6 protein-coding genes are annotated in these 5,958 nt (G+C 52.2%); 3 read left to right on the top strand and 3 right to left on the bottom strand.

Translation table 11 applies throughout. From position 1 onward, the window contains the following. Both H6F43_RS13840 and H6F43_RS13845 read left to right on the top strand, forming a co-directional pair. Positions 1-281: MgtC/SapB family protein (locus tag H6F43_RS13840; protein ID WP_190343320.1), on the top strand; the 281-nt coding region annotated here is incomplete at its 5' end. 126 nt (positions 282-407) lie between these two features. After that, the gene (locus tag H6F43_RS13845; RefSeq protein WP_190343324.1) at positions 408-2,048 is read left to right on the top strand and encodes a glycosyltransferase family 39 protein; all 1,641 of its coding nucleotides are present in this window, start codon (positions 408-410) and stop codon (positions 2,046-2,048) included. Positions 2,049-2,068: 20 nt separating this feature from the next. Here H6F43_RS13845 and H6F43_RS13850 read toward each other — a convergent pair whose 3' ends face one another. Then, positions 2,069-2,452: a hypothetical protein gene (locus H6F43_RS13850; protein ID WP_190343321.1), complete on the bottom strand. Its 384-nt coding sequence runs from the start codon at positions 2,450-2,452 to the stop codon at positions 2,069-2,071. A gap of 650 nt (positions 2,453-3,102) precedes the next feature. Here H6F43_RS13850 and H6F43_RS13855 point away from each other — a divergent pair. Beyond that, entirely contained in the window at positions 3,103-5,004 is a 1,902-nt protein-coding gene (locus tag H6F43_RS13855) for a chloride channel protein (protein WP_190343322.1), read from the top strand. A gap of 89 nt (positions 5,005-5,093) precedes the next feature. On the opposite strand, the gene H6F43_RS22725 is transcribed toward H6F43_RS13855, so the two are convergent. Together H6F43_RS22725 and H6F43_RS13860 are read right to left on the bottom strand one after the other, a co-directional pair. Further along, positions 5,094-5,222: a hypothetical protein gene (locus H6F43_RS22725; RefSeq protein WP_277879935.1), complete on the bottom strand. Its 129-nt coding sequence runs from the start codon at positions 5,220-5,222 to the stop codon at positions 5,094-5,096. Between the two features lie 52 nt (positions 5,223-5,274). Next, a complete protein-coding gene (locus H6F43_RS13860; RefSeq protein WP_190343323.1) occupies positions 5,275-5,667 on the bottom strand; it encodes an AbrB family transcriptional regulator in 393 nt (130 codons plus the stop codon). Between the last annotated feature and the right edge of the window lie 291 nt (positions 5,668-5,958).

Below are 5,958 nucleotides of genomic sequence, written 5' to 3' on the forward strand. Positions count from 1 at the left end.
TGGCATCTCCGTCAGACGCCTTTAGTCGAGCGGTGCAGGGGGTAGCAACCGGGATTGGTTTTCTGGGAGCAGGCGAAATTGTGCACGAGTCTCGAAAAAAGGGCTATACCGTGCGGGGGCTAACTTCTGCCGCCGCAATCTGGGTAACAGCGGCTCTTGGCATCGTCGCTGCATGCGGGTTGTGGCAAGCTAGCGTTATCGGAACGTTAGTAACGCTGCTGATTCTCACGGTGGCGAAGTGGATCGAACGACGAGTGCCTGTGCACGATGACGAGGGTTAATTTAGCAACGTCTAATTTAGCAACGTCGATCGCCTAGCGAATTGATGCTAAGGATGCCTCAGGCAGGGATACCCGAGCAATTTATCTGTTCCCCACCGCTTGCTTCTCATTTCTCTATAGACGATGATGCTTCGCAAGACATTTGACTGGAATAATTTCGGCAAACTACCTGGAACGATTGATCGCTGGATCGATTTTGCTTGGACGATCGGACTGTTGCTGGCAGCCCTGCTGCTATTTGTGATTGATTTGGGCTGGCTGCCCCTACGCGATTGGGACGAGGGCATTGTGGCACAGGTTGCCCGCGACATTTGGCGATCGTCGTTCGATTCTCTTACCTGGCTTTACCCAACGCAGGCAGGCGAACCTTACTTCAATAAACCACCCTTAGTTCACTGGCTGATCGCGCTTACCTATCAGGTGGGCGGCGTTAGCGAATGGACCACTCGCTTACCCGGAGCCATCCTCACGGCAGTTTCCGTACCGCTGCTCTACATGATTGGGCGAGAGCTATTTCCTCTGCGTGCTCCCGCTATATTTGCCTCCCTGGTGTATCTGACGCTGCTGCCCGTGGTGCGTCATGGCAGATTGGCAATGCTAGATGGGGCGCTGCTGTGCTTTTTTCTGCTGTTGATGCTGTGTCTGCTGCGGACGCGACGGGATTTGCGCTGGGGATTGGGTGTAGGAATTGCCTTCGGATTGCTCTGCATGACGAAGGGAATCGTGGCGCTGCTACTGGGCGCGATCGCGATCGCCTTTATTGCTTGGGACACTCCGCGTCTGCTGACCGCTCACATCGTTTGGCTCGGTGTGCTAATTGGCAGTATGCCCGCTGCACTTTGGTATTTTGCCCAGTGGTGGCATTACGATCGTGCGTTCGTGCAGTCGCACTTACTAAACCAGTCGCTCGATCGAGTGTGGTCCTCCGTCGAGAATAACCAGGGTCCGCTCTGGTATTACGTGCTGGAGATTCTCAAACTCGCCCTACCGTGGCTGCTGTTTCTGCCACAGGGGTTCCGTTTTGCTTGGGAGCACCGCACGATGGGATGGGCAAAACTAGCGCTAGTTTGGAGCGGCGGCTACTTACTGGCAATTTCGCTGATGGGCACGAAGTTGCCCTGGTACGTCTTGCCTGTGTATCCTGCTCTAGCGCTAGTGACTGGCGTTCAGCTTGCCAAGGTCTGGAACTTCGAGGATTTTTTTGGCGGCTGGCGCAAGCGAGAGCGACGCTACCCTGTTGTCTGGTCGCTGGTGTTTGGAGGGTTGGCAATCATTACTTGGGCAGCTAGCGTTTATTTCGGTAGACTTGACCCGGTGCAAAAACCCGACCTGCAACTCATTTTAACGGCGGTAGCGCTGACGCTAACGGTTGCGGCGGTGCTAATCGCGCGTCATGATTCCCAGTTTATTGCCGTGCTGATTTGGGGAACCTACGTGTCGCTTATGATGCTAGTGTCGTCGCAGTACTGGGTTTGGGAACTGGGCGAACAGTATCCGGTGAAGCCTGTTGCTGCGATCGTTCGGCAGCACACACCACCGGGTCAGACGGTGTGGACTTCGTACAAGCTCAATCGTCCGTCGCTGAATTTCTACAGCGATCGTCGAGTAGTTCCTGCGTCTATTGAGGACTTGAGACGGCACTGGCAGCAGGATGCCGCACCGTATCTACTGGTTGATCGATCGGCTCTGCAAGCGTTGCAGCTTCCATCGGCGCAGCAGTTGAATCAAGCAGAGGGATGGCAGCTTTTAACTCGCTTAGATAAGTAATTCTGAGTGCCGAAGAAGCTTTACTTGTCTCGGGATTCGTTGAGAGACTCGATCGACGGTGGCTCGGTGGAAGCGGGCGTCATGGAGTTCTGTAGCAGTCCTACCATGACGCCTAAAAATACAGCCCCACCCACTAGCCCGATCGCTAGGGAGTAGGAACTGAGCCGCAGGTCGCGGCGGATACGAGCTAGCGGGCGGCTCTCACGGCGAAGCGTTTGTCCTGTGACAAGCGGCTTGAGAGTGAAGGGATCGCGCACATAGTGACCACTCCAGCTAACTACCAATCGTTCTCGGCAGTGCGGACAGGCAAGAAGCCCTGTAATCAATCGTTGAGGCGTAGCCGCGCTACCACGCTGGCAAACGGGGCAGGAGTGAGAGGAACTGTCGAACGTATGAGCGCTCATGAATCAAGAATCGCGACAGTGAGTTTTGCTGGATCAGAACGAGTCATTTACGTGGAAGATTCGCTTTTAACGGAGGAATTACCACACCCGCAATCTGCAAGACATGGACTTGATTTCTCCTAAGCCTGCACAATTGGAGTGTACACTTGATATAGAGCTTTCAAACCTATTCTTAGAATTATTTTCCGAATTCCTGATTGCTGATCAGGAAGATGGCGCGACCAGTTGAGTCTTCAAGCAAATCGCCCGCAATTTGGCTGTAACTTCAAACTCCATATAGTAGTTTTAACAAATAAAAGCCTGGTGCCCAATTTGGAATACCTATAGGGCGCTTAGGGGCTGATGACCACTCTACTAGCTTAGCTTAGGCAGCAACCGATTCAATGAGTCCGCGTTGTAAGCCTTGACGTTTGTTTAACTGTTGATATGTATCTTTATCGTTGCTTAACAGCAGCGATCGGGAATGCAGGATTCAGCTTCGGCTATTCCTAGCAGCAAGCAGGCAAGATAACCTAAATGCTGCTGATTTTGTTAAATCAGGGCTGTAAACGACAGACGTCAACCTTGTCTAGCAAGCGACTTATAGAGCAGAATAATTATTAAGAAACAAAAGTTTAACTTTTTCTCATTTTGTATCCTGCCACCGTCCAATGACTGCCACCTCCCCCAATGCGCCGCCCAACACTGCCTCATTCACACCATCCAAGCCCTTTCTCGCCACAGTCCTAAATCGGCTACACCCCTCACCTGAAACCGTTGTTCTCCTGCTTGCTCTGGTGATTGGCGGGGGAACCGGGCTAGCAATTGTGCTATTCCATTTTCTGATTATTACGATCCATCACTTGATGCTAGAGGACGTGATGGGAGCGATTAGCTCATTGGGTCCTTGGACATTGGCTTGTATTCCCACGCTTGGGGGATTCATTGTGGGTCTGATGCGCTGGCGGTGGCAAGAGTTTGGTCCTGGCATCTCATCGCTGCTGACGGCGGCCCAAAGTGCTCCTGCCATTTCTCCACTGCGATCGACGGCGAAAGCAGTAGCGGCAACAGTTTCTCTGGGATCAGGAGCGTCCCTAGGTCCAGAGGGTCCAAGTGTAGAGATTGGGGCTAGCTTTGGTCTGCTGCTAGGACAAATGCTTCAGGTGTCCCAGGAGCGGTTGCGGTTGCTGCTGAGTGCAGGGGCGGCGGCAGGATTTGCGGCGGGCTTCAATGCGCCGATCGCAGGCGTCTTTTTTGCGCTGGAAGTTGTGCTGGGAACAACATTTGCAACGTCAGCAGTTAGTTTGGTGCTGCTGTCAGCGGTGGTGTCGGCGCTCATAGCTCAAATCGGGCAGGGAGGACAACCTGCTTTCTTGCTGCCTGCCTATGAGGTGCGGAGTTCATTAGAGCTGCCACTCTACTTGGGATTGGGGCTGTGTGCCAGTTTGGTGTCGATCGCTTACACGCAGCTAATTCAACTGGTGCAGCGCGGCTTTCAAGGGCAGCTTCCAGGGCTAGAGTGGTTGGGAAACGTACCGCTGATGCTGCGCCCTGTGCTGGGTGGTCTTTGCGTGGGTTTGGTGGCGCTGCAATTTCCACAAATTTTGGGTATCGGCTATGAAACTGTAGAGGCAATGCTGCGCGATGTTCAGTTTCCACTGCTGCTGCTGCTGGGACTGATGGTGGTCAAGCTCGTAATGACCGCTGTAAGTTTGGGAAGCGGATTTGTTGGAGGGCTGTTTGCTCCAGCAATGTTTTTAGGGGCGTCGTTGGGAGCAGCCTACGGAAAAGCCATGGCGCTGATTTTGCCAATTCCCCCGGATGCGATCGCTGCACCGCCTGCTTATGCAATGGTGGGAATGGCAGCGGTTCTTGCTGCCAGCGTTCGCGCTCCACTCACCGCAATTCTGCTGCTGTTTGAGCTAACCCGCGACTACCGTATCATTTTGCCGCTAATGGCAGCGGTAGGGCTAAGCGTCTGGTTAGTGGACCGACTGAAGCCCATCAATCGCAGTTCGCCACCTACAGGATTAAATGTTGAGCCAGACCAAAGCACCGAATTTCTGCACACGCTGCTGGTGGCGGAGGCAATGCACTCTGACTTTCTCACCCTACCAAGTTCTCTTCCCGTTCTGCAAGCCGGAGTAGCACTAACGCGGGATCTGTCTCGCAGTGCGCTGGTGGTAGACGAAGCAGCACATCTGATTGGGATTGTGACACTACAAGATATCAACCGCGTTGCGGCACTTTGGAAGCAGTGTGATCAATCGTCAGATGCCGCGCTCGCACTGACTAACCAGAGAGTAGGAGACATCTGTACTCAAGATGTTTTGTATGCCTACGAAGATGAGCCGATCGCCGATGCCGTAGCGCGCATGGCTGCACGGGGACTGCGCCAGCTACCCGTAGTAGAGCGTAGTAATCCGCACCACATTCTTGGCGTGCTGGATCACGAGCGGATTTCACTGATGTGCAGTTTAGCAGTGACCCAAGAGGCACTTCGTCCGCACATCAAAGCAGTCACAGAGCCTGTGAGCTTACCCGTACCGCTAGTTGTGAAAAAAACTGCCTGAAGAGAAGTTTCAAACGGTGCAATCGTAGGGGCAACGCATTTGGGCAACGGTGTCTTAAATTCAAAGATTTAGTCGCCAAATGCGCCGCCCTACTTTTTGGTAGTCCAAAGCGTGGTGAACATCATTAAAATGCCACCAATGAAGATTGCGGCGGCAAGCCCTGCTGCCGAAACGCTCATCCAGTCGATCGTCTCCATGCCGTTCAATAATAAATTCACTAAACTGTGCTATTCAGAGCGATCGCTCAGTTTCAGGAAAGGATCCTGAACGTTACGCAGATACTTCATCAGGCAGATCGATCTGTTTGAGATGAATGTGTTTTCTTCCAAGAGAGATTTCAAACTCATCCCCTGCCTGTAGCTCCATCTGCTTCGTGTACGCTGAGCCAATCAGCAAGTTGCCGTTTGACTGAACGCTGATGCGATAGCTAGCGCTGCGTCCTCCGCGTCCATTGAGATTAGCTTTTCCGTCAAGCTCAATGCCTTCGGCATCAATTAGCGCGTTCAGGAACTTCATCATGTTAACGCGCTCTACACCGCTCTTGGTTAACGTGTAGTAGCCACACTCTCTCGCTTTTTCTTCCTTACTCAGATTGCCGAGTTCCTTGACTTTCTTGAGGAGAGCTTCGCCAGTTAGCGGCTCGATTTTTTTCTTTTTGGTCATCAATCTAGCTTGAAATTAGTTGCAGTGGGTTTTGCGTTTACTGACCGTTTTTCAGAAGGTTACCAACTTCGATCGTGTCAGCTTCTGCCACCATACTATACCCACATGGTTTATATTTTTACAGTCTTTCTGATAATTTATTTGAAATTTAATGCGATTGATTGAACCTTACGAAATGAAAAAGCAACTCCTTCATGGTTGGGGATCGGTCTACCAAATCAGTCCTTGCAGGCGCCAGTAACCCTGAAACAGCTATTTGTTTTGATGTCGTTGTAGCTGTCACAATCATTC

This window comes from Leptolyngbya sp. FACHB-36 (assembly GCF_014695955.1).
Classification (GTDB): domain Bacteria; phylum Cyanobacteriota; class Cyanobacteriia; order Leptolyngbyales; family Leptolyngbyaceae; genus FACHB-36.